This is a genomic window from Daejeonella oryzae DSM 19973 (assembly GCF_000422945.1).
GTDB classification, from domain to species: Bacteria; Bacteroidota; Bacteroidia; order Sphingobacteriales; family Sphingobacteriaceae; genus Daejeonella; species Daejeonella oryzae.
Genome location: NZ_AUHA01000002.1, coordinates 934,491 through 956,566, shown reverse-complemented (window position 1 = coordinate 956,566; position 22,076 = coordinate 934,491). Strand labels below are relative to the sequence as shown.

12 protein-coding genes are annotated in these 22,076 nt (G+C 37.5%); 5 read left to right on the top strand and 7 right to left on the bottom strand.

Going from position 1 to position 22,076, the window contains the following annotated elements:
• Positions 1-119 precede the first annotated feature (119 nt).
• Complete coding sequence (locus G521_RS0104625) at positions 120-845, top strand: hypothetical protein (protein WP_026897491.1); 726 nt, start codon at positions 120-122, stop codon at positions 843-845.
• A 381-nt stretch (positions 846-1,226) separates the two neighbouring features.
• On the opposite strand, the gene G521_RS0104620 is transcribed toward G521_RS0104625, so the two are convergent.
• From G521_RS0104620 to G521_RS0104590, 7 genes are all read right to left on the bottom strand, one after another.
• Positions 1,227-2,195 (bottom strand): DUF1735 domain-containing protein, encoded by a 969-nt coding sequence (locus G521_RS0104620; RefSeq protein WP_026897490.1) that lies wholly within the window; start codon positions 2,193-2,195, stop codon positions 1,227-1,229.
• A gap of 12 nt (positions 2,196-2,207) precedes the next feature.
• A complete protein-coding gene (locus G521_RS0104615; protein ID WP_026897489.1) occupies positions 2,208-3,809 on the bottom strand; it encodes a SusD/RagB family nutrient-binding outer membrane lipoprotein in 1,602 nt (533 codons plus the stop codon).
• Between the two features lie 10 nt (positions 3,810-3,819).
• A complete protein-coding gene (locus G521_RS0104610; protein WP_026897488.1) occupies positions 3,820-6,939 on the bottom strand; it encodes a SusC/RagA family TonB-linked outer membrane protein in 3,120 nt (1,039 codons plus the stop codon).
• 375 nt (positions 6,940-7,314) lie between these two features.
• The gene (locus G521_RS0104605) at positions 7,315-8,721 is read right to left on the bottom strand and encodes a RagB/SusD family nutrient uptake outer membrane protein (protein ID WP_036678163.1); all 1,407 of its coding nucleotides are present in this window, start codon (positions 8,719-8,721) and stop codon (positions 7,315-7,317) included.
• Between the two features lie 10 nt (positions 8,722-8,731).
• Positions 8,732-11,716 (bottom strand): SusC/RagA family TonB-linked outer membrane protein, encoded by a 2,985-nt coding sequence (locus G521_RS0104600; protein ID WP_026897486.1) that lies wholly within the window; start codon positions 11,714-11,716, stop codon positions 8,732-8,734.
• Positions 11,717-11,995: 279 nt separating this feature from the next.
• Entirely contained in the window at positions 11,996-13,483 is a 1,488-nt protein-coding gene (locus tag G521_RS16480; RefSeq protein WP_051189454.1) for a SusD/RagB family nutrient-binding outer membrane lipoprotein, read from the bottom strand.
• A gap of 21 nt (positions 13,484-13,504) precedes the next feature.
• The gene (locus tag G521_RS0104590) at positions 13,505-16,783 is read right to left on the bottom strand and encodes a SusC/RagA family TonB-linked outer membrane protein (RefSeq protein ID WP_036678160.1); all 3,279 of its coding nucleotides are present in this window, start codon (positions 16,781-16,783) and stop codon (positions 13,505-13,507) included.
• 224 nt (positions 16,784-17,007) lie between these two features.
• On the opposite strand from G521_RS0104590, the gene G521_RS0104585 reads away from it, so the two are divergent.
• The 4 genes from G521_RS0104585 (at position 17,008) to G521_RS0104570 (ending at position 22,056) form a co-directional block, all read left to right on the top strand.
• Entirely contained in the window at positions 17,008-17,379 is a 372-nt protein-coding gene (locus G521_RS0104585) for a PadR family transcriptional regulator (RefSeq protein ID WP_026897484.1), read from the top strand.
• Positions 17,380-17,389: 10 nt separating this feature from the next.
• Complete coding sequence (locus G521_RS16475) at positions 17,390-18,967, top strand: PspC domain-containing protein (protein WP_051189452.1); 1,578 nt, start codon at positions 17,390-17,392, stop codon at positions 18,965-18,967.
• Between the two features lie 155 nt (positions 18,968-19,122).
• Positions 19,123-19,368, top strand: a complete 246-nt coding sequence (locus tag G521_RS16470; RefSeq protein ID WP_081675016.1) for a PspC domain-containing protein — start codon at positions 19,123-19,125, stop codon at positions 19,366-19,368.
• A 228-nt stretch (positions 19,369-19,596) separates the two neighbouring features.
• A complete protein-coding gene (locus G521_RS0104570) occupies positions 19,597-22,056 on the top strand; it encodes an outer membrane beta-barrel protein (RefSeq protein ID WP_026897483.1) in 2,460 nt (819 codons plus the stop codon).
• Positions 22,057-22,076 lie beyond the last annotated feature (20 nt).

Here is a 22,076-nt window from a genome sequence, read left to right as displayed (position 1 = left end):
TCCTTATTTCTAAAGCTTGTAGGAATTTCAGGTATTATTATTACTACTCTTAATAGTAAACAGACTTTTTTTAATAGATTTAAAACTCAATTAATATTCATTTTACAAATTCATCTATTATGAAACTTAAGATATGTTATCTTAAAAATTTTCTGGTTGCATCTGTTATAATAAGTTCAAGCGTTGTCAGCTATGCTCAAAATGCGGATCTTAAAGAAAAAAAGGTACTTATAAATGATGGCGCCAGGCTCATTTATCATGTTAAAGAAAACAATATAAAGGAAGGTTCCTATTATATAAAAAATGCCAAGTCAGATCAATTCCTTGTAAGAGGAGCATATACTAACAATAAAAGATCAGGGAACTGGTACTTTTATAATGAAGCTGGCAAGCCAGAAAGCATTTACAGTTATCAGCAAAATCGGCTGGCCTTTATAGATTCTACGCTCTTAGAGAAAATTACAATCAATATTCCCGGACAGGATAAAACTGTTATTGAGAATACTCAAATTCCGGTCATGTTAAGTCCTATTAATTTGTTCTTAGCAGAAATGTCAAACAATATTATCATCCCGGAAGAACACTTTAAACCTAACGAAGAGTTGCTTATTAAAATTAAATCGGTTATAGGAGTTACTGGTGAACCTAAATATTTTCTGATCTATACCCACAACGGAAAAGAAATTGAGGAGCAGATTAAATTAAAAAGAAGCACTTTTACTATCGACTGGATTCCGGCTATGTATGAAAAAAATCCGATCAAGTCCGAATTTATTGTGAATACAGCTATTAGTGGCAATACCAATTCTTCTGATGGCCACAGGAGATTCAGATGGAATGAATAAGAAATAACTAACTAACAAAAAAAAGACTGCTGTAAGGCAGTCTTTTTTTTGTTTAAACAGGTATGTAATTTCCCGGTGATTTAAGTTTTCTATAGCGTATAGAAGATATCAGCAATTTGTGGTTCCTTCATGATCATCTATTGTATTTAACATCTCGAATAAAATATTATACTAAAGACGCTAGTTGAAGAAAACCTTATCCGGTAATAATACTCCTGCAGAATTGAATTCAAGGCTGCAAATCGCTTTCTGTCCCAAGTATCATTAAGCTATTCTTCCTAACGGAATTACTCCAGGCATTAACATTAACACAAATATCCTTTCACAAAAAAACCGTTCTGAAAATAATTCAGAACGGTTTTTTAATTATTTAAAAACGTATTAACGGTTTTTAACAAATGTCCATTTCTCGCTGAAAGTTGTTCTAACCGAAGTGCCCGGCTGTAACATATAATAGCTAACTTCTAATGTTTTAGATCCATTTGCATTAACAGTAAACTTGTTTACACCTGCTGGGTTTAATTGAGCAGAACGTCCGTTTCCGGCTGGCTGTCCATAGTAGTTAGTTACACTTACAACTTTACCGTCAGCATCCATTGTGAATACCGGAGCAAAGCTACCATAATATGAACTTGCACCAGCAGCTTTAATAGGGTGCCCCTGGAAACCGCCTAAATAAGTATAGCAGTACATTACTACTGAATTAGGACCGGTTGTATGCAAATCAGAATCAAGTGGATAGTAACCAGTAATGGTTGAATTCGCAAAATCTACCATTGGAGCAGTAGCTGTAACTGTATAATTTCCATCATACTTGTTTTTAGCACCTGCGTTTAATAAAATGGTATTAAAGTTACCGCTGATAATTCCAGATGAAACAGAAGATATTTTCAAAGGCAATACTAAAGCTTTTGAAAGATCAAAAGTATTTGGCTTAAACTTTACTGAAAAAGTTGCTTTGCTCTGTCCTTTTGGTATTACTACCGAAGTTGCAGAAAGAGTATAGTTAGATGCAGGCATCATTTCATATTCAGTTTCCTGCTCTTCATTATACAAATCAATTGGAGAATTATCTGCAACTGCAATGTTAACTGTGATATCCTCAGGTGCTACAGCTTCAGGACCTGAATAACTAACCGAAACCGGCAGAGTTACTTCAGGCACAATCTCATAACTGTGAACATATAATGGAATAACACTACCGTGAACAAGGATATCCGTTGTATTTGCGAATTCGATTACGTTATGGCCTTTATCCGGATTTAACACCATGCTATCATCCTTCAAACAAGAAGAAAGAGTAGCGGCTGCCAGGAATACACCTAATGTTTTATAAAAGTATTTTTTCATGATTTTCGTGTATTAATTTAGGTCCCAAAAAATGCGTGAAGTAAACTGATTGATTCCAGCCGGAACGTTTGTTGGGTTTAAGTTGTATTCCGTTTGAGGATACAATATACGTGATGGCAATTTATCAGGTCTAGTAGAAGTAGATTGCTTAGATGCAAAAGTTCTGGTAGGATCAATTGAACCATCAACGATTGCAGGGTAACCTGTCCGTCTGAATTCATTGAAAGCCTCATCATTTTGGATCATATTAAAAGCAATGTATTTCTGTGTAATAATAGCTTCTATTTTTTGAGCCAAGGTAACTGCCAGGTCATAATTAACTAAATAGCTAAGTGCATTTTCAGTTTGGTAAGCAGCCACATCAGCAGCTACATTAAATCCTGTTTTTACCTTGTTACTTGCATCTTTATATAAATATGTAAATGATGCAGCTATACCGTTATCAAAAGCAATTTTAGAATCACCTGCTAAGTATCCGCGAGCATAAGCTTCAGCTTGTAAAAACTGGCTTTCTGCAGCTAACATAATAGGCTGTCCCATTGCAGCACCTTTTGTAATTCCAACTGTATCTATGGCATCCTTATTTTTTAATAAGCTCCATGAAGTACCAGTCGAAGGTGCAGCCGGAACACCGGCAGACTCATCACCCAATTGATTGATGATAGTAGATGGAAAGCTTCTGTAAACAGCTTTACCTCTGTATGAATCTGATAATTTTGTACCGTTATAAAAAGAGTACATCCATCTTGTTGGAATTCTTGAAGTTACAGAGATTGCACCTGTAGTTAAGTATCCTAAAGAATTATAAGTTGGATTTGGACGATCTATTTTAACATAAACAGGGTTGACAATAGCATCAGAGTTAATAAAACCTATAGAAGTATTGAAATTTGTAAATGCCTGATTTGCTACTGACTGTAAAGCCGGAACACCTGCCATTTTAATCAATAAACGCAACTTCAATGTATTGGCATATTGCTTCCACATAGTCATATTACCACCAAATAAAGGATCAGTAGATGACACGATAACTGTTGCTGCCGCTGGAGTAGACGCAATTGCCTGAGCTGCTGTAATTGCTATCATTGCCGTATCAAGCTGTTTAACCAAATCCTGATAGATATCTTCAGCTTTATCAAATTTGGGAGTCAGTATCTTTTGACCCATTAAAGCTTCAGAATATGGAACATCATTGAATTGATCTACCAACCTGGCGAAAGCCATAGATTTCATAATCCGGGCAATGGAGGTTGAATAAATCAATTTTGGATCAGCAGATGTTTCTCTGATCACATACTGATAATCGTTTACGTTATCATACGTTCCAGTCCAAAGGGCAGAATATCCAGCGTTGTTGTTTGTCCATTGGTAGGTAACTACGTCACCAAAACCTCCGAAACCACCACCATTTGCTCTTTGACCACCTACATCAGCTAAAGTATTGCTGAACGTGTTGGTCAATGAGGCTGAGCCCACAATTGCCTGTGGCAAAACAAGATCCGGGGTAGCCGATATAAAGCCATTCGGGTTCTCGTTTATATCAAGGTACTTTTCACAAGAGCTAGCTCCTATTAAAACAGCACCTAATAATATATAATTAAAAATCTTTTTCATGTGTGTTAAATTATAATGTTACTGAAAGATTAAATCCAAAAAATCTTCCTGGAGGCGTTTGAGATAATGAGCTGAAACCAATAGCATTGCTGGTTGCGTCAAAAGCACTGTATTCCGGATCTGTGTAAAGATTGGTTTTAGGAGCAAATAAAAATAAGTTTCTTCCTTGAAGACCAATTCTAGCACCAGAGATAAAGCCTACATTCTGTAATAATGATTTTGGCAAATCATAAGTAATAGAAAGTTCACGCATTTTCCAGAAAGCTGCAGAGTAAGTATAGTTTTCTACAACCGCTGTGTTACTTGGACCGTTAGTCCAGAAATCAACACCACCGGTTCTGGTAGTAATGTTTGTGTTTTCAACATATGTATTTGTTGCAGGATCCAGGTAAGATGAATTTGGAACTACAAACCTTTCTCTGTTGAAATAAGTATTTCTGATACCTGCACCAGAGAAATCAAATCCTGTAGAACCTCCGTTGTACATTACATAACCATCTCTGAATTCAAATACAGTAGCTAATTGAATACCTTTAAATCCAACTGTAGCATCTAAACCTAAACGGTGTCTTGGCTCTGTGTTACCTAAGTTAAACTGAGCAGTAGATACTGAAGGGAAACCTGTGATAGCATCAACGATAACTCTTCCCTGAGGATCTCTGTTATAAACAGTACCTCTTAACATTGGGAAAGGCTCACCTTTAACGGCTGCAATAGTTGCATTCCCAAAAGTTCCCAAAGAAAGCTGATCCTGATCATTGCTGATTGAAACAACTTCGTTTTCGTTGTAAGTATAGTTACCACCAATTGTAACTTCAAGACCTGAAGCAGTTCTTACCGGAACAATTCTTAAAGCAGTTTCTAAACCTCTGTTAGCAACTTCTCCTGTATTAGTTAAGAAAGAAGTAAAACCAGTGGTTGAAGCAATCTGAACCGGAACTGTTTGATCTGTAGTTTGTGATTGGTATGCAGTAAAGTTGGCGATAAGTCTTGATTTGAACATTTCTAAATCAAAACCAGCTTCCTGTGAAGTTGTAATCTCAGGATTTAAAGCAGAAGCAACGATTCTGTTACCGATACCTAATCCCGGGATACCGTTGTACGGATAGCCATACTGTTGTTCGAAAGTTGGAACTAATGAATAAGCACCAATATTAACTAAACCTACTTTAGAAATACCACCTCTTAATTTCAAGCTGTTAACTGACTCTGAATTTTTCAGGAAAGGAATTGCATCAGAAGCGATGAATGAAAGATCGGCTGCAGGGTAAAAGAATGATCTGTTATCTTCTGCCAGTACTGATCTCCAGTCATTTCTACCAGAAACGTGCAGATATAAGAAATCTCTGAAACCAATACGTGCATCTGCGTAAACACCCATTTGACGTACACGTCCTACTGATTCACTTCCATTACGGTTACCAGTTGTGTTTGAAACGTTATAAAGTCCGCCCTGAACCATGTTGCTTGAAGATACTCCAATTGATTTAGAGTTATCATCTCTTGAACTTGCTCCTAAAATAGCGTTTAAAGAGAAATCTTTGCTTAATTTATTAATGTACTGCGCCTGGAATTCAGGGTTTACACGAGTTTCAAATGATGAACCATCGTTCACATTACCAGTGATGTTAGCAAAGTTACCGGTGATACCTAATCTGTAATCAGAATAAGTGAATTTATCAGTCCAGCCTTTATTAGATTGATTACGGGTAGCTAAACTAACGCGGAATAAGAAAGATAAAGGCTTAAGCGGTGACCATTTTAATTGTGCGTTACCGGTTAAATAATCATTTCTTGTTAAAATTCTATTGTTATCTAACGTGAAATAAGGGTTTGGATAGTACTCATTAAAGTATCCGTCCGGTGAAGCATAAGGATCATTTCTCCAGTCGCTGTAACGTGTCAATGGAATTTGACCAGGAGTTTGCAATACGTTATTGAACGCATTACCAACATCACTTGACTGATCGTATCTGTTTTGAACGTAGTTAGTACTGAAATCAAAATTCAAATTGTTGGTAAGTTCTCTTGATCCGTTTACTCTGAAACTAAATCTGTTGTATTTATCACCAGGAACTGTAGAAGTTTGGTTGAAATACTGACCAGAAGCATAGTAAGAACCTTTATCATCACCAGCTGAAAAGCTTAAATCTGTTTGGTTAGAAACACCTGTATCCCAGAATTTATTTTTATCATTTGACCAGCTGTAAGGAACAGTTTGGATAGATCCATCAGCTAAAGGCTTACCAATTTCACGCATGCTGCCATCAAAAGCAGGACCGTATTGCTGGTTCTCATAAGCAGTGTAAGAAGGAATATCATCCGGACCAGTACCTGAACCGAATCTTTTTTGAAGCTGAGGTAAGAAAGCTACCTGCTCAAAACTGGTTACCTGGCCAACATTAATTTTAGTCTGACCTTTTTTACCTCTTTTTGTAGTAATCAATAAAGCTCCGTTAGATGCATCAGAACCGTAAAGAGAAGCTGCACCTGCACCATTCAATACCTGGATACTTTCAATATCTTCAGGATTTAAGTTTCCTAAAATACTTGTTGGAACAATAACGTTATCCACTACAACTAAAGCCTGGTTGTTACCTAATAAAGAACGGTTACCACGTAATACTAAACGAACGCTTGGGTTAACACCACTGCTCACTGCGTTTACCTGTAAACCGGCAACTTTACCAGTTAAGGCACTACCAACGTTAAACGCTTTAGCCTGAGTTAACTCAGCTGCTCTAACAGTAGTAGCCTGGTTACCTTGCTCACGACGCTGAATATTAACACCACCCGCGGTTACTACAACCTCGTTTAATGAGTTAATATCTTGTGTTAATACAACATTTAAGGAATTGCTTGCACCTAATGTTATAGTTTTAGTACTATAACCAATGTAGGTAATGGTGATGCTTTTGCTTGCGGCAGGTACACGCAAACTAAATTTACCATCAACACCTGTTTGGGTTCCAACTGAAGTGCCGGTTACTACGACACTAACACCCGGAAGTGGCAACCCGTCTTCCTGGGCGGTTACTGTACCTGTTACAGTTCGCTCTGTTGTTGTTTGAGCCATTGCCTGAACAGCTACGAACAATAACAGAAACAAACTTTGTAGAAGTTTTTTCATACTGAATTAATTAATGTTTAGTTTATGATTATTTAATCGCTAAAAATGCTGATACAATAAGGCATTACAAAATGTTTAAACGTTTTTTTTAATGACAATTTTTCAACTGCCTGATTATTAAGTATTTAATCTTTAACATTTTTTAACATTTATTTATGAAAATATTTTAACTAATGCCTTTTTAGGTACATTCTTTAGTTTTAGTTAATTTATTAAGTTAAAAAAATAAGATGCAACACTTTACTCCCTAAATCTGGATTCAGGATTATAGTTTAAAAATTCAGAAAACAGAGGCAAACAGACTATGAAAAATAGGTCATAAAAAAAGGAAGCCATCTTATCAGATGGCTTCCTTTTTTATTATTTTCTTACTATTTAGTAACCCGGATTAGGCACTAAACTTGGGTTATTATCAACTTCTCTCTGCGGAATTGGAAGGATTGTTTTTTCACCCCCAAAGGCGGCCAAAGTTACTCCCTGACGCAGATTACCACGGTTTCTAAGAATATCCATTCTTCTGTGACCTTCAAATGCCAATTCTTTTCTTCTCTCAAGTAATATTGCATCTACTAATGATTGCTGAGTTGCGAAAACCAATTTTGGCGCTAATCCAGCACGGCTTCTTAGATTATTTAAGATAGTAATTGCTTCAGGACTTAAAGCTGTTTGTCTTGCTAGAGCTTCAGCTAAATTTAAGTAAACTTCGGTAGTTCTTAATACCGGAGAGTTATCTGAATTATTTACAGCATCAGGATATTTAGTAGAGAACACTCTTGTTAAACCATCGGCAGCTGTACCACTACTTTTTAAAGCATAACGTAAATCACCCGGTTCAGCTTCGTAAGCAGCAATAAGGCTTGCTGAAAAAGGAGCATCACCACGACCACCAACAGCTGTTGGGCGGAAGTAAGCGGCCCAGCCACCTGAACCTGTTCTTCCGTTATCTACAGCTGAGTTTTGGATTGTGAACACGTCTTCTGCCGTATTTTTATCGTAGAAAGAATAATCAGCTGCAAGTGCATACTGTCCGGTTGCTAATGCTGCACGGGCAGCTGTAACTGCAGCAGGCCATTCTTCACGGTATAATTTTAACCTTGATAATAATGCAAATGCTGCACCTTTGGTAGCTCTTCCTCTGGTATCAATACCGGTAGCATAACTGGCAGGTAAGGCAACTGATGCTTCTTCCAGATCTGTTTGAATTTGAGTGTGAACTTCGTTCAGAGTGTTACGGGCAGGAAAAGTAATAGTTCCTGTGAAATCCTCTAATACTAAAGGAACAGCAAGATTACTTCCATTACTAACCTGGAAAGGCTGAGCAAACATATCTGCTAACTGGAAGTAAGCCAGAGCACGCATGAATTTAGCCTCTCCCACAAACTGAGATTTCTCTGCATCAGTAAGTCCCGGTACATTTCCAATCTGAGCTATTACTTTATTTGCTCTGGTAATAACCTGGTAGTGAACCTGCCAAAGACCCGAAATGTTGGTGTTGGTAGAAACCGTTGTAAAATCTCTTAATTCCTGCAATGTTGGAAAAGAGCCTACAAATTCTACGTTATCTCCCATGTACTCACCAATTAACTGTGGAAGAGATCCGGAAAATTCTAAAGTTTGGGCAGTACTGTAAATTCCTAAAACCGCACTTCGTGCTGTAGACGCACTATTGAAAATAGTCTCTTCAGTTAAATCCTGCTCAGGCGTAAGGGCTAATTTCTTCTCACAAGAATTGAGAGAAAGGGTTAGTCCTGCTGATATTGCTAATATATATTTAATCTTCATTATGTTTTATTTAAAATCCTAGGTTAATACCAAAAGTGATTGATTTAGCTTGAGGAAGAGCAAAGAAAGATTCTCCGATTACTCCGTTACTTGCACCGTTAGCTGAAACTTCAGGATCCGGTCCTCTAAAATCTTTGTTTTGAATTGTTAAAAGATTTTGTCCCAGAGCGTAAATTCTTGCACTACGGATCAATTTAGTTTTGCCTAATAACTCAGGTGAGAAATTGTAACCAAGAGTTACAGTTTTCAAACGGGCATAAGAACCATCTTGTAACTGACTGGTAGAAAGCTGTTGGAAAGTGGTACGTGTTGGACTGTTTAAACGTGGAGCAAATGAATTATCTCCAGGCTGCTTCCAATAATCTAACAGATCAGTACTCTTGTTATAAGATCCTGTTCCAAAATTTTCTGTAAAGCGTAATCCATCAATAAGTACTTTGTTTCCGTAAGCAAAGTTAAAGAATGCACTCAGGTCAAATGATTTATATCTGAATGAGTTAGTGAAACCACCTACAAAATCAGGATCAGCATGACCGGCTAAAACTCTGTCAGCAGCTACCGGAGTCGTTGTTGGCGTTCCGTCTTTTGTCAACCACTCTGCATCACCAGTTTCAGGATTGATTCCTTTATATCTGATTACATAAAAAGAGTTTCTGGATTCACCTTCAATAGCTCTTTGGGCAGTAGAACCTAAAATAAAGTTACGGCCTTCTGCATCACGGTTTTCAGGTAATGAAAGAACAGTGTTTTTGTTGAAACCAATGTTGAAGTTAGTGTTCCAGGTAAAATTAGTTGTTTTTATGTTTTGAGATCCTAAAGTAATTTCAAAACCTCTGTTTCTTAATTCACCAACGTTTTGAGACGCTGCAGCAAAACCAGTAGTGAACGGATAAGGAACGTTAGCTAATAAACCTGTAGTAAGCTTGTTGTAATAGTTCAGCTGAACATCTAACGCATTTAAAACTCGTGCTGTTAAACCAACATCTAACTGTGCAGTTTCTTCCCAACTTAAGTTTGGATTTGCAACACGGTTAGGAGTTGAAGCAGAAGCATCAGAATAAGCAGCACCTGCAGCAAAAGTTCCTAAATAGTTATAATAACCAATGTTATCATTTCCTGCAGTACCATAACTGGCTGTTAATTTAAGGAATTGAGCAAATTTACTATCCTTATTAAAGAAGTTTTCGTTAGATAAAACCCAGCCTGCAGATAATGCATAGAAAATACCGTATTTGCTGTTTTGACCAAAACGTGAGGAACCATCTCTTCTTAAAGAACCTTCAAATAAATATTTGTCGGCGTATCCATAACCTAAACGTGCAAACTGAGACTCTAAAGCAAATTCAAATGCAGTTTGAGAAGCAGTTGTTGGGGTAGAAGCTGAACCTAAGTTTGGAAGATCATCACTTGCAAAACCAGAACCATCTAATAAGTTGTTGGTATTACGGGCAGTTTCAAAGCTATAACCTAATAACGCGTTTAATGTATGGTTCTGACCAAGAATACGGTTATAAGTCAACGTATTTTGGGTTAACCATTTATTATCACCGCTTTCTGATACGTATGCATAACCACCTGGTGTGAATACATCAACTTCACGGTATCTTTCGTCAAATAAAACATTATCAATACCCCAGTCAGTTTTGAATGTTAATCCTTTAATGATATCAACTTCCGCGAAAGCGTTACCGGTATTACGTGTAGAAGTAAGAGTATTGTAACCGGTAGTTTCTAAACCAATAACGTTTTGAACGAAACCGGTATTTACAAGATTTCCATCAGCATCATAAGGAACTACGTATGGTAACTGTAAGTAAGCTGCAGTTAAGGGAGCGTAAGTACTGTTTTCAGCACCGATACGATCTGAATTTACACGAGCTAAATTGTAGTTTAAACCGAATCTAACTTTATCAGATACATTATGCTGGAAATTAAAACGTCCTGATAATTTTTCCAGATCATTTCCTAAAGTATAACCGGATTCATCTGAGAAAGTACCACCAACAAAATATTTAGTTTTCTCACTACCACCGGCAGCGTTCAGATTAAAGTTATTTACTTTACCTGTTCTTACAACTGCATCAGCCCAGTCAAAACTTGTTGTTGGGTAATTTGGCACAGCCAGATTATTCGCTGTTAAATATTCTGTACGAAACTGACGCCATTGGTCAGCATTCATATATTTTAAAATATCAGTCGGCTCTGAATAACCTGTGTAATAATCAAAATTGATGTTTCCTTTAGAGTTGAAAGCACCTGATTTAGTCTTAATTAAAACTACACCATTGGCACCTCTTGATCCATAAATAGCAACTGCTGAAGCATCTTTAAGAACTGAAAGGCTTTCAATATCATTTGCATTGATGTTTAATAATGGATTTAAACCTGATGAACCACCCTGAGCCTGAGTATAAGCACCAGTATTCAATGGAACTCCATCAACAACATATAATGGCTGACCACCTGCATTTAAAGATGAACCACCGCGAACTGTAATTTGCGCTGCTGCTCCTAAAATACCTGATGAATTTACCATGTTAACACCTGCTGCCTGACCCTGTAAAATTTGCTGCGGACTAATTACCGGAACGTTTTTAAAAGATTCGGCATTAACTGAAGAAATTGTTTGAGTACTTAAAGCACGGCTCTGCGTACCATAACCTACTACAACAACTTCAGAAAGTTGCTTGTTGTCAATTTGCAATGCAACATTTATAGTACTACCAGAGCCTACAGGCACCTGTTTTTCGGCATAGCCAACATAAGAAAATACTAGTGTTGAGGTATTTCCTGAAATAACAATGGAATACTTTCCATTGGCAGAAGTTTGGGTAGCCATATTGCTTCCTTTAACCTTAACAGATACACCCGGTAGAGGTAATCCATCGTCTTCTCCTGTTACTGTTCCTGTTACAGTTCGCTCTGGACTTACTTGTGCTATTGCCTGAATAGCTACAAATAAAAGCAGAAACAAACTTTGTAGAAGTTTTTTCATAGTGAAATAATTAATGTTTAGTTTACAATTATATAATTCTTAAAAATGATCATCTAATATGTGAAAACAAAATGTTTAAACATTCTTTATTATTTCAACTTTACAAACAACTGACAATGAATTAATTAAAAATATAGCGTAGTTTATATCAAATTATGGTGATAAAAAGGAAAAAATTAAAATAAAACTGGCTTACAGCCTTCAACATGATTATGTCAATAATGAAAAATGCCCCTGAGGATACTCAGAGGCATTTTTTTTATTTCAATTTAAAAACAATCAATATGCTGAAGTATTTACAGGTGTTGCCACAAACAAATCAGCTGATCCTAATTGAGGAGTGTTGGCATTTGAATTAATTTCATTTTGAGGATAAAAGTACCGTTGAGGAATTTGGCTGCCGGTTTTAGGTGGGACACCAATAAAATTTTTTGTTCTCCTCAGATCATTAAATTGCTCCATCTGACCGGCAAGCGTAACATATCTTTCCTCAAGGATCTCTTTTAAAAGAGCGTCATTCTGAGATAAAAGCCCTGCGGCATTTGCAATTCCCCCGGCAGAAAAATCAGAAAGGACATACGGATCATAATTTAAGCCAAGAGCTATATAACCGCTTCTGATATATCCTCCCGAATTTAAATAGGCTCTAAATGCATTTAATGCTGCTAAAGCATTGGCTGCATTTCCGGTCTTCATTTGAGTTTCGGCAATTATGAGCTGATTCTCTTCGTAAGTAATTAATGGAAAAGGGTTATTTGCTCCAAAAAATCCTGTTTCTTCAGTAGGAACTCCCCAGTCAAAATCACAAAGAACATTTGGATCCAACCCTCCGGTGTTTAATCCTTCCTGAAATAGATAATTGAACCGAGCGGTTTCATCCGTTTTACTGTTGCCCCGATAATTTGGAGATGAGCTATCAAGCAAGGAAGGAAGATATGCACCATCTGCTGTCATGTATCCCGGGCGATTATAGGTCAAAAAATCATAATAAACATTAAAATCAGCACCAAAAGTAGATCCGTGAGGAGCCATCATATTACCAGAAACATCCTGAATGCCTTGCTGTGCTTCGCTTAAAGCCAATGCATAATTTTTTGTATGTAAATAAAATCTGGCTTTTAACGTATGAGCTGCAGCTATCCATTTAGCCGTGTTTCCTCCATAAAATATATCCTTTGAATTATTCCAGGCAGTTTGCCCAACCCCCGACGCGAGATTATTGATAGCCGAATCAAGCATCAGCTGAATTCCGGCATACACATCAAGCTGTGGATCAAAAGCCGGCTGAGGATATAATTCCGCATTACCAGCTTCTGTAAAAGGTATATCGCCCCATAAATCGGCTGCTAAACCAAAAGCCTGAGCTTGCATAACCTGTGCTATTCCTACCAATACGCGATTGTTTACCGCTGCAGATTTATTCTGTATGATTTTAGCCTGAGCTATTACTCCCTGATATAAATTATCCCAGGTATCATCATAATCAGGTGCGGTGGATAAATAATTTTCAAATAACACATACTGGCGGTCAGAGCCTGTAAATGTATTCGCGAATATTCCTCCGATTCGTGCCAGGTTTCCTTCATAAACTAAAATGGATGTAGTTTGTGCACCACTCAACAATAGATCAGGAGGAGAATCTATTGGACTGTTGGGGCTTATATTCAGGTCGTCCGTTATTTTTTTACAAGATCCGGCAACAAAAAATATAAAGCTTAGAAACAGTATTTTACAAATACTGGATCTGCGTTGTATTAAAGGTTTCATAATGCTGCATTTAAGTAAATCTTAATAATTAACCTTTACCGAAAACAGAAAGGACTTCGTACTTGGATTATTAAAATAATCCAATCCACGGCCGTTTGAGGCACCTGTTAGATTCGTTTCCGGATCAATACCGGTATAATCTGTGTTAAGCCACAAATTCCGTCCGGTAACTGATAATTCCAGTGAACTAAGTCTGGTTGCAGTTTTAAATTTTGAACCATTAAATAAATAAGACGCACTCACTTCCCGAAGACGGGTACGGGTTCCATCTTCTATAAATTGCTCAGACCCTGCATTTCCAAAACCACCCCCGTTATCTCTGTACCAGGCTTGGGTTAAAGCAACCGGACCGGCACCAAAATCTCCAATAGAACCACGAAAAGTTGATCCCGAAGTAATTGTACTGCCATCGTAGGCTCTTAAATCCTGATTTGCTGTAACTTCTGAACCCAGATCGGCATGTGTTCCAAAAAAGTATAGCGCCCCTTTTGTCCCATTCCAAACGTCACCTCCCTGTACATGGTCAAACAGAAAGCTTAGACTCGCATTTTTAAATCTTAAAGTATTGGTAATTCCGCCTATCCAGTTCGGATTGGGATCACCCAAAATAGATTCTTCTACAGCGGGAGTTGGGAAACCGTTAGCATCGAGCACTAAATTCCCTGAAGCATCTCTGTTAAAAGGTACGCCCCACAAAACGCCCAATGGTTCACCTTCTACTGCCCGGGATGAATTACCGGCGAATCCATTCAGAAAAAATGATTTAACGCCTTTTAGATCAGTAACTTTGTTCTCATTTTTAGACCAGACAACGGATGTACTGAATTCAAAGTTTGGTTTTTTAACCCAAGTTGCTCCCAGATCCACTTCAAATCCTTTATTGGCGATTTCTGCAGCATTATCATTTCTTTGTGTAAAACCGGTTGTACCCGGAACCTGAATTCCAAAAATTGCTCCGGTTGTTTTGTTATCGTAATAAGTAAAACCAAGACTGGCCCGGTCATTCACAAAGCGAAGATCAGTCCCCAATTCAAATTCTCTTTTCCTTTCCGGTTCAATATCCGGATTTCCCTGCAGGAAATTTCTTGAATATCCGCCCTGATAGTTTGGTGAAGATGCATCCAGTTGCGGTCCGTAAGATTCTAAAGATACTGCCGGATTAAAATATGTACCGGTTAAATATGGATCAGGCTGAACTCCCACTTCACCGTAACTGGCCCTGAATTTACCAAATGATAATATTTTACCTTCACCCTCAGAGAATAAAGGAAGCTTTGTAAACTGCCAGGCCAGGCTTGCTGAAGGATAAAAGAATGTATTAGCAAATGTGGATGAATTTTCTGACCTGCCTGTAAGATCCAAAAATAACTGGTCAGCTAAACCGATCGAGGCTTGTGCATACGCCGCAGCGGTGCGGATTGTGGACCTGTAATTAAACGGAAAGCGGGATGAAGCTGCTGAATTAGTCAGATCAAAAGGTGCATCGGGTAATATAAAATTTTGAACTGCCGAACCGATATTTTCATAGTAGCGGTTATTGTAATTAAATCCTACCAGCAGCGTACCATCAAAAAGATCACTAAAACGGTGAGTTCCTTTCGCTATTACATCTGCATTTATTTGATTTTCGGATAGTTCCTGAACGACTAGACGTCCACCCGGATAAGCAGCAGATAAAGTAGGGTAATTGTCATAACGAGCATCGGACCAAAAATCAACACCCCCTCTAGCTATAAATGATAGCCAGTTGCTGGCTGTTAAATCTCCCTGAAATGAACCCGAAAGCCGATTTACTGTAGTTGTGCTTGTAATTTTATTTATAATCCAAAAAGGATTATCATAACCAGAATTGGTATTCGCTCCAATAGGATTTCTATATGAGATCTGGCGATTAGGAAAGATGGCACCATTGGCATCTACGTAATTTCCTTCAAAAAATTCAGAATTGAAATCTGGGGCAGTTCGTAAACCGCCAAGAAATATTCCGCTTAAGTTAGAACCCTGCTGAACCCGATCGGCATTTACGTGCGAATATGCTAAATTAGTAGAGAGTTTAACTTTGGTTCCGAATCGACGGTCGGCGTTTAGCCGAAAATTTTTGCGATGGTATTCGCTTCCTTCCCGTATAATTCCATTTTGATCGAGATTTGAAAAGCTTGTATAATACATTGTTTTTTCATCTCCTCCGCTAAGAGATAATGTATTGTCCCAAAAATTGCCATCCTGAAATAATTCTTTACTATGATCAAAAACATTTTGAGAATTTTTGCCACCGTGTGGATTAGCGGCTGTACCGTTGGGAATTGGATATCGCAAACTGCCATCCGGCAAAATAACATAAGCTCCTGAAGTATTGAATGCGTCAACTCCTCCGGCACGGTCCGCAATTTTATCTCCCCATGATGCAGGGTTTGTGCCATTGTAAAGACCGTTTAATCCTTGTCCAAAAGATCTTTGAAGCGGAACGGATTGATTCAGCTTATCAACGGAATATGTTGATACCAAAGAAATATTTACTTTATTATCAGTAAGTTTTCCTTTTTTCGTGGTGATAATTATAACCCCGTTTGCAGCTCTTGTACCGTATAATGCCGCAGCTGAAGCACCTTTTAAAACTTCCATAGATGCAATATCATCTGCATTTAAATCGCTTAAACGGGATTGCTGAACAGTACCTGCAACATCTTCATTCGGGCTGTTACTGGAATTTCCGTTTCCAATGATATTGGTATTTGAAACCGGAATTCCATCAACTACAAACAGAGGTTGGGTATTACCGGTTATGGTACTTTGGCCACGAATCTGAACAAATGTTCCGGCGCCGGGTTCACCTCCCGAACGCTCTACCCGGACTCCGGATGCTTTACTTGCCAAACCGTTCAGTACACTAGTTTCACCTGATTCAGTAAGTTTTTCTCCTTTTACAGTAGAACTCGTGGAACCAAGCTTATCTTTTTGAGCTTCAAAACCTAGTGCAGTTACTACTACTTCACCTAATTGCTGAGCATCAGTTACCAGTAAAACATTTAATACGTTTGAGGCCGGAATACTCAATTCCTGAGAGGTATAACCCAGAAAAGAAAACTGCAAAATATTATTGGCCGCTGGAACCCGCAAACTATACTCCCCCTGAGCGTTAGTCTGAGTACCCGTTGTGGTTCCCTTAACTTTTACAGATACCCCGGGAATGGGTAATCCGTCACCCTTATCCCTTACCGTCCCGGTAACGGATTTATCCTGCGCTACAGAATTTGAAATTAAGAAGAGCAAGAATAAACATGTAGTTAAAAATGCTTTCATAACAATTAATTTTAAAAAATTTTAAAAAAGTACATTGACAATAATGTAAATATCTCATTATCAGCATATTAAATATACAAATTATTGGTTTTGATAACAACTTTTGAATAATTTAACAGTTATTTCAACGCATTCAAACCACATTAACCATAAAATTCTGACACATAGAAAAAATATACTACTATGTATTGCATATTACCAATCAATACATATATCTTTGTATCATGATAGTTGAGAACACACAAACCCAAATGAGGAAGGGAATACTGGAATACTGTATTCTTTCGATTATTTCCCGAGGGGAAATATATGCCTCTGATATTATCAACGAGCTGAAGAAGGCCCGGCTCCTGGTAGTAGAAGGAACTTTATATCCTTTATTAACACGTTTAAAAAATAATGGACTTCTTAGTTATAATTGGCAGGAATCCACTTCAGGGCCACCCAGAAAATATTATGTACTCTCTCCCTCAGGATTAGAAGTACTTAATCGTCTGGATAAAACCTGGGAAGAATTAGCGTACGCAGTTTCAATTTCTTTAGAAGGCAGAAACACCGGAACCAGCACTGAACAATCTAACTCAACAAGCAATTAAACTTAAAGTCATGAACAAAACCATCATAATTAATATTAACGGCATCGTTTTTCATATTGAAGAAGATGCCTATGAAGTGCTCCGAAGTTATATGACTGAGGTTAAAAGGCATTTTGTTTATTCTCCCGACAGCGTAGAAATAGTTACAGACATAGAAAACCGCCTGGCAGAAATGTTTACAGAGCGTTTAACTATTTCCGCAAAACAGGTGATCGATTTAGTGGATGTAACTGATGTAACTGCGCAAATGGGCAGGGTTTCTGATTTTGAAATTGATGACGATGCTCCTGCATTTGTAGAATCTGAACCATTCAAAACAGGAAAAAAATTATACAGAGACATGGACGACCGCATTATTGGCGGAGTATGTTCAGGTGTAGGTCATTATTTTGACATCGAAGCACGCTGGGTGCGGATCATTTTCCTGCTTTTATTCCTGTTTGGAGGAACCGGTTTTATGCTATACGTCATATTATGGCTGGTAATGCCAAGAGCAGTTAGCCGTGCCGATAGAATGGCCATGAAAGGCGAACCGATTAACCTGCAAAATTTTAAAAGAAATTTTGACGAAGAAGTGGAAGGCTTAAGACATGGATTTTCACGTGCGCACAGTGAAGCTGTTCCCCTGATAAACAAACTGGGAAAAGCACTGGGTTCTATTCTGAAAGTATTTATAAAAATTATTGGAGGATTTGTAATCTTCATAGGAGGCATGGTGCTGCTTGGACTTACAATTGGCTTGCTCGTATTTCTTGGATTTTGGAACAGCAGCGAGTTGAACACATTCCCATTTAATATTTTTAATCCGGAATATAAATCAGTGCTGTCCCTGAGTGCATTTATCCTATTATTTATACCACTAGCAGCCTTAACATTATTTGCCATCCGTGTAATATTTAATCGACGAATTGTAACCAGAATCTCCTCTTTTGCGATGTTAATAATCTGGCTTACCGGCTTAGGTTTAGCAATCTATTTTGGTTCTAAAGTAGCAGGACAGTTTACAGAGGAGGCTACCTTTTCGCAGGTAACAGAGATAAAACCCGATTCTGTGTATTACCTGAAGTTGAACACCGAAAAATACCTGAGTAAAGAAGACAGTATGGTTTATAATATCGATCCCGGGAAATTCAGGGGCAGAACTATTATACGCGGAAGAAATGAAGATTATAACATGCCACGGAATGTGAGATTAAACATCGAAATGAGTGACACAGATAAACCGATTCTTACCCAGGAATTCAGTGCTAAAGGTCCTGACTTTGAAACTGCATTAAAAACTGCCCAGCAAACCCATTATCGCTTTATTCAGCAAGATTCAGTATTGCAATTTGACTGGAATACTCAATTGCGAAAAAATCAGCTTTGGAGGGATCAGGAAGTACGATTAACCCTGCGCTTACCTAAGAACACAAAGTTGATTATAGATGGTGGCCTGAACCGTTATCTGGAGGATTACAATCTTCGTGATTGCCAGGAAGACGATTCATATACAGCAAGTTCTGAATGGATTGTTACAGAATCAGGTTTAAAATGTACGAATGATTCTCTTTACCGCAAAAACCGTGGTGAGTTGGTTGAACAATGATTTAATTAACCGATGATTTATTGCTGTTTACCGAGAACACATGACAGTCTGCCTATTTGATATTGACCCGAAACCATTCTCATTATACATTTGAAGTATAAATTATTAATGCTTTAAAAAAATTGTTTAATACTAATTGATTAAAACTTATTATAATGGAAAAGAAACTTTATCGGGACCAAAATTCAAAAAGAATAGCTGGAGTGTGTTCCGGGCTTGCAGATTATTTAGATGTTGATGTAACTCTGGTAAGAATAGTATTCTTATTCGCTGCAGTTGCTACTTTAACAGGTTTTCTGGCCTATATAATCCTTTGGATTGCGGTACCTGCAAAACCTGTTAATTTCAACTCAGATTACTGCCATTACAAGCAAAGCCAGTTTAGCAGACACGAATATTAAACAGCTCAATTACATACCTGCGAAATAGTGCTTTCATAAAATATCAGACCAGAATGTAACCCAATCTGCTAATTAGTCGTCAAACCTATAACCGGCTGATATAACAGAAGACACCACCAAAACTACAACCAAAAAATATTACCTGGATTACCGGATAAGAGCATTTATGCTCTTAAGAGGAAATCTACATGCCAAAAAAACCAAACTTAACGCTTAAACAACATCAAAATGAGAAAGAATTACAGCGCATTTATTACAATATTGATGATTGTAATCATGCTATCAAGCAATTCAAAAATTATGGCCCAGACAAAATTAGCGGGCAGCAAAATTACAGGAAGTGTGATTGATGAGCAGAATAAACCATTAGACTTTGCTACCATTTTACTGGTTAAGACCAAAGATTCTGCAATGGTTAAAAGTTCCATGGCAGACGCGGAAGGGAAATTTGTATTTGAAAATATTTCGGAAGGAGAATACCGTGTATCCGCAAACATGGTTGGCTATAAAAAAGTATTCAGCAAATCATTTAATATAAATGCCGGCCAGCTGAAAATAGACCTCCCTCCATTACAAAGCTCTATGGATTCTAAACAGTTAAAAGAGGTAAGCATTGTAGCTCAAAAGCCTTTTATTGAACGTAAAATGGATAAATTGATTGTCAATGTAGAAAGCAGCAGCTTATCCGCAGGCAATACAGCAATGGAAGTTCTGGAAAAAGCTCCGGGTGTAACTATTGATAAAGATGACAATATTTCAATGAAAGGAAAACAAGGTGTATTAATCATGCTGGATGGTAAGCCCACTTATATGAGTTCTGCTGATGTGGCTAACATGCTTAGAAATATGCAAAGCAACCAGATTGAAACTATAGAATTGATTACAAGCCCTTCGGCAAAATATGATGCCTCCGGAACTTCCGGAATTATCAATATCAAAACAAAAAAGAATAAAAATTATGGAGTAAACGGAACTCTTACCGCAGGAACCGGATATGGCCAAACATCTAAATATAATGGCGGTACAACCCTTAATTACAGAAAGAATAAGATCAATTTATTTGGGAATTATAATTTCTCTGATAACGGAAGACTGCAAAATCTGGACCTTTATCGAAAAGTAACTTATAAAGATACCGTAACCAATTTCAGCCAGTTAAACAATCTGGACAACCGCCGCAATAGCAATTCTTTTAAAACCGGAGCGGATTTTTTCATCAACAAAAACCATACTGTAGGATTGTTAGTTAATGGATATTTTAACAACAACACTGAAAAAGCAAATAATTATACTTCACGAAACAACAACTTTAATCAGTCAGAAGACATTGTTATTGTTGGAACAAACAAGGAAAAATATCAGAACGTTGCTTATAATTTTAATTATAAAGGCACTTTGGATACCGCAGGAAAGGAATTATCTGTAGATCTTGATTATTCAAATTACCAGGGAAATCATGATGAGTTAAGAGACAACCGCTATAGCGCAACCAATATAGAACAGCGCAACGCACTTTTTGTAAAGAACTTTTCTCCTTCTGATATTGATGTAAAATCTATTAAAATTGATTACACACATCCTCTCAATAAAAGCAGCAAATTTGAAACAGGCTTTAAAGCAAGTATAGTAAAAACTGATAATGATTTACTGCTGGCAAAACTTTCTGAAAGCAGTAATGAGTGGATTGCAGATCCGGAATATACCAACCGATTTCTATATGATGAAAATGTAAATGCAGCCTACGTAAATTACAGTACTGAATACAAAAAGTTAGGAATTCAATTGGGTCTACGTGCAGAATACACTCATTCTAAAGGTAATTCAATAACCAAAAATCAATTGGTTGACCGTAAGTATATTGAGTTTTTTCCCAGCCTTTCATTATCCCGCACACTCGATAAAAACAATCAATTGGGATTTTCTTACAGCAGACGAATTGACCGTCCGGGTTATGATGACCTGAATCCTTTTATGAATTTCCTGGATGAATATACTTTCCAGAAAGGCAATCCTTACCTTAATCCACAATTTACAAGTTCATTTGACCTTTCACACACGTATAAAGGAGGTATAACCACATCCATCAATTACAGTCATACTGCCGATGTAATGACTTTTGTAACCGAGCAGGAGGACGAAACTTTAAGAACGTATGCCACACAGCGTAACCTTGATGAACAAAACATCTATGGATTAAATATCTACGCCCCTGTACCGGTTAGAAAATGGTGGAATATCAACAATAACCTGCAGGTTTTCCATATGGGATTTAAATCAAAATCAGACCAGGGTGAAGATTTAAACGCAGGACAGATGGCAGTAACTTACAACATGGATCACTCTTTTACCATTAACAAAACATTTACTGCTCAATTTTCCACCCAATATCAGTCGCCTTTACAATACGGTATATTTAAAGTGGGATCGCAGGTGGTAATGAATGCCGGATTACGCAAATCATTTATGAATAACAAGATGAACTTAAGCTTCAACATGAATGATATCTTCAACACCCGCCAGCAGAAAATTTCAACTACTTATCAGAATATGGACTTAAACTTTATCGAAAAAGGCGAAAGTCAGGTGGGAAGAATATCTCTTTCATACCGATTCGGTAAAAATGAAGTAAAAGCCGCCCGCAGACGCTCAACCGGACTGGAGGATGAAACGAACAGAATGAAGAACTAAATTAACGCTCAACAAATACC

Coding starts and splice junctions, on each gene's coding strand:
- G521_RS0104570 (WP_026897483.1), top strand. CDS start 19,597: ATGAGAAAGAATTACAGCGCATTTATTACAATATTGATGATTGTAATC.
- G521_RS0104610 (WP_026897488.1), bottom strand. CDS start 6,939: ATGAAAAAACTTCTACAAAGTTTGTTTCTGTTATTGTTCGTAGCTGTT.
- G521_RS16475 (WP_051189452.1), top strand. CDS start 17,390: ATGAACAAAACCATCATAATTAATATTAACGGCATCGTTTTTCATATT.
- G521_RS16480 (WP_051189454.1), bottom strand. CDS start 13,483: ATGAAACCTTTAATACAACGCAGATCCAGTATTTGTAAAATACTGTTT.
- G521_RS16470 (WP_081675016.1), top strand. CDS start 19,123: ATGGAAAAGAAACTTTATCGGGACCAAAATTCAAAAAGAATAGCTGGA.
- G521_RS0104590 (WP_036678160.1), bottom strand. CDS start 16,783: ATGAAAGCATTTTTAACTACATGTTTATTCTTGCTCTTCTTAATTTCA.
- G521_RS0104600 (WP_026897486.1), bottom strand. CDS start 11,716: ATGAAAAAACTTCTACAAAGTTTGTTTCTGCTTTTATTTGTAGCTATT.
- G521_RS0104615 (WP_026897489.1), bottom strand. CDS start 3,809: ATGAAAAAGATTTTTAATTATATATTATTAGGTGCTGTTTTAATAGGA.
- G521_RS0104625 (WP_026897491.1), top strand. CDS start 120: ATGAAACTTAAGATATGTTATCTTAAAAATTTTCTGGTTGCATCTGTT.
- G521_RS0104585 (WP_026897484.1), top strand. CDS start 17,008: ATGATAGTTGAGAACACACAAACCCAAATGAGGAAGGGAATACTGGAA.
- G521_RS0104620 (WP_026897490.1), bottom strand. CDS start 2,195: ATGAAAAAATACTTTTATAAAACATTAGGTGTATTCCTGGCAGCCGCT.
- G521_RS0104605 (WP_036678163.1), bottom strand. CDS start 8,721: ATGAAGATTAAATATATATTAGCAATATCAGCAGGACTAACCCTTTCT.